General features: G+C 40.7%; 2 protein-coding genes. Both read left to right on the top strand.

Translation table 11 applies throughout. The features are described from left to right. Positions 1–101: 101 nt before the first annotated feature. Positions 102–1,349 carry a cystathionine gamma-synthase gene (gene metB / locus H5072_RS13825; RefSeq protein ID WP_182693844.1) on the top strand — a complete coding sequence of 416 codons (1,248 nt, stop codon included), beginning with the start codon at positions 102–104 and terminating at the stop codon, positions 1,347–1,349. 216 nt (positions 1,350–1,565) lie between these two features. Next, positions 1,566–3,895 (top strand): bifunctional aspartate kinase/homoserine dehydrogenase II (gene metL / locus H5072_RS13830; protein WP_182693845.1); only part of this gene is annotated, 2,330 nt, incomplete at its 3' end.

Consider the following 3,895-nt stretch of genomic DNA (forward strand, 5'->3'; position numbering starts at 1 on the left):
CCTAACTTTAGCCATCTAGAGCTTTAAAATACTTTGACTTATTAAAACGGATAACTTACTCTTTTAGACGTCTAAACATCCAAATTAATCAGGTGACGAATATGAGCGAAAAAAACAAAGCGACCATTGCTGTACGTAACGGCGTTGATGCTGATAAACATCATGGTGCAGTGGTGCCGCCAATTTATTTATCAACGACTTATTCGTTTGCCGACTTTGATACTAAGCGTGAGTATGATTATGGCCGCAGTGGTAACCCTAATCGTGATATTTTAGCAGAGACGCTTGCTAAGCTTGAAGGTGGCGCTCGTGGCATAATTACGGCCACTGGTATGGCTGCCGTGCATTTAGCTACTCAGCTACTTAACAGTGACGACACGTTAGTAATTCCACATGATTGTTATGGTGGAAGCTATCGTTTATTTACATCGTTACAAAAACGCGGACTATTGAAGCTTGAAGTATTAGATTTAACAAAAGAAGAAAGCCTTCAACAAATTTTAGCAATTAAACCTAAGCTTATTTGGATAGAGACTCCAAGTAACCCAGTACTTCGTTTAACCGATATTAAAGCGGTTACCGATGTTGCTAAGCAATGCGGTGCATTGGTTGCCGCAGATAACACGTTTTTGTCTCCTGCCTTACAAAACCCTATTAAGTTTGGTGTAGATATTGTGGTGCATTCAACTACTAAATATATTAACGGGCACTCAGATGTAGTGGGCGGCGCTGTTATTGCTGCAACACAAGAGCTTGGTGATGAGCTTGCTTGGTGGGCAAATAATATTGGTATTACGGGCGCCCCTTTTGATAGTTATTTAACGCTTCGTGGTCTACGTACTTTAAATGTGCGCTTAAGGCAGCACCAAGAAAATGCGCTAGCAATAGCTGAGTACCTTGAAAGTTCCAATTTTGTAAGCCAAGTTTACTATCCTGGACTTGAGTCGCATCCTCAACATGAACTTGCTAAAGCACAACAACTTGGCTTTGGTGGCATGGTTAGTTTTGATATTAAAGGCGATATAAACGACGCGGCAGCATTTTTAACTAGCCTTAAAACGTTTAGTTTAGCTGAGTCACTAGGTGGCGTAGAGAGCTTAATTTGTCACCCTGCAACTATGACGCACGCAGGTATGGAGGCAAAGGCACGTTTAGAAGCGGGTGTGGGCGATACGCTTATTCGTATTTCGGTTGGGATTGAAGATATACACGATTTAATAGCTGACTTTGAACGAGTATTTGAACTTGTAAAACCAGGGCAAAATAAAAATGTTGGCCGTGTAGGCAAAGGTGCTGGCACTTCTGGTGGAAACGTTAAATTAAGTGCAGCCCGTCCAGCGCTTTGGTAAGTAATACCAATCCGCAATAATACCTAATCAATTTGAGGGATTAAACCGCACGATAACATCGTTAAAAATTCCTAATATACGACTGCATGGATGCAGGAGGTAGAGCAATGCAGGAGCAATTGCCGAGAACAACTAAATAACGAAATTTTTGCCTTGTTATCGATACGGTTTTCTTACCTCAAAATAGACAACTTAATTAAGCGAATTGGTATAAATATGGTCAATTGTGTACATAAATTTGGTGGTTCAAGCTTAAGCTCTAGTGAGCGCTATCAAAGCGTAGCTAAAATAATTATTGGGCATACTCAGCCGGGCGACTGTGTTGTGGTGTCTGCTGCAGGTAAAACTACAGATACACTTGTGTCGTTGTGGCAAAGTTATCAGCTGCAAGACACGCAAGCTGTCGCTGATATTTTACTGCAGTTAAATAACCATCAAAGCGATTTAATTGAGCAGTTATTACAAGCTGATTTAAAGCGCTGCGCACTTAGAACACTAAATACCGAGCTTAGTAATATTGCAGAACTTGCTCAAGCTGAGCAGCTAAAAGAGGCTGCGTTACTTGCGCACGGGGAACTGTGGTCAGCACGTTTACTCGCTACTTATTTACAGCAGCTAAATATTGAGGCGTGTGCTCAAGATGCCCGTAGTCTTTTTACCTTAAACGATGGTGAATTAATGCATGCGCAAAATGCGCAGCAATGTCGACAGTCAATTTTACCTAATAAGATAAATGTTGTTACTGGGTTTATTGCCGCCGATACGAAAGGTGAGACCGTAACACTTGGACGCAACGGTAGCGATTATAGTGCAACACTACTTGCAAATTACTGTGATGCTAAGCAGGTATGTATTTGGACCGATACACAGGGAGTGTTTAGCACTGATCCTCGTAAGGTAAAAAAAGCGATTAAATACGGCAAAATTTGTCGCGGGCAAGCTAATTTATTAGCTCGTTTGGGTAACCCTGTATTACATGCAAAAACACTATCGCCACTTAAAAACACAGATATTAAGCTAGCTGTTCGTAGTAGTTTTGATGTGCAAGCAAGCCCAACAGATATAGTAAAAGAAGGTTCAGCAAAGAAAAAGCGTTTTATAACCACGCTGCAAAATGTTGATTTGTTAATGGTTGAAGGATTAAGTGAAGGTGAGGTCGCAAGCGTTAGTCAGCTTATTCAGCATAGCCTTCATCATTTTAACCGTAATGGTGAAGTGTATTTAGTAGTACCGGCTGCACAAACATATCAAGTTATTAATTACTTTGCTGGTAGAGCTAATATTAGTGAGTCAAATTTAAATGGCTGTGCAATTGTTGCCCCTGAGCAAGACGTTAGCGTACTAAAACTGCAAGCTTTAGAGGTATTAGCTGAGCAGACTATAAAACCGCGTTTTGTGCATCAAGATAATGGTTATGTTTTATTACTAACAGACCAATTTATAGATAGCGATATACAAAGCGTCTTACACGATAAGCTAATCAATAAAGGCCAAGAAATAGCCGTTATAGTTGCGGGCCTTGGCAATGTAGGCGATGCTTTTATTGAGCAGTTATCGGCACAATTTGAGCGTTTATCAGGCGACTTTAGTATTAAATTGGTAGCGCTGGTTCGCTCTAAACATATGTTATTTAATGCAAGTGGCATAAATATATCGCAATGGAAAACTCAATGGCAGCATGAGGCGAATAGCTATGAAACTGCGGATTTACTTAATGCGATAAGCGAGCTTGACTACGAACATAAAGTTTTAATTGATATTACTGCAAGCGAGCAGTTTAGCTTTTTATATACAGATTTTGTAGACCGAGATTGTCATTTAATTAGTGCTAACAAATATGCAGGTACAGCACCGACTTCTTGGTATAAAGCACTTCGTAGTAACCTTGGCGAACGTAATTTACATTGGCGATATAATACAAGTGTAGGCGCAGGCTTACCTATCAATTTTGCTTTGGCTGATTTGCAAAATAGTGGTGATAAAATTACGCGTATTGAAGGCGTGTTCTCGGGTACGCTTTCGTGGTTATGTAGTAAGTATGATGGTACCACTGCTTTTTCTGAGTTGGTATTAGAAGCTCAGAAAATGGGGTTCACAGAGCCTGACCCTCGCGAGGATTTATCTGGACGAGATATGCAGCGTAAGTTACTTATTTTAGCCCGAGAGTTAGGTATAGAGCTTGAGCTTGATGATATTAGCTTATCGGCATTAATGCCCGGCGATCTTGCGCTAGGAAGCTGGGAAGACTTTCTAAACAATAAAGCCCAGCTAGATGCGTTCATTGAAGAGCATGCTGATACAGCAAAAGCTAATAACTCAGTACTGAGATACACAGGCCTATTAGATATAACAAAAACTGAAGTTATCGCTAAAGTAGGAATTACGTATGTGACCAATGGAGATGTGTTAGCAAACCTTACACCTGGCGATAATATTTTCGTAATTAATAGCAAATGGTATAGTGATAACGCGCTTGTGATTCAGGGGCCTGGGGCTGGGAAAGAAGTAACCGCTGCGGGTGTACACTCTGACTTATATTGGCTTGT

This window comes from Pseudoalteromonas sp. SR45-5 (assembly GCF_014163565.1).
In the GTDB taxonomy this organism is placed as follows: Bacteria; Pseudomonadota; Gammaproteobacteria; order Enterobacterales; family Alteromonadaceae; genus Pseudoalteromonas; species Pseudoalteromonas distincta.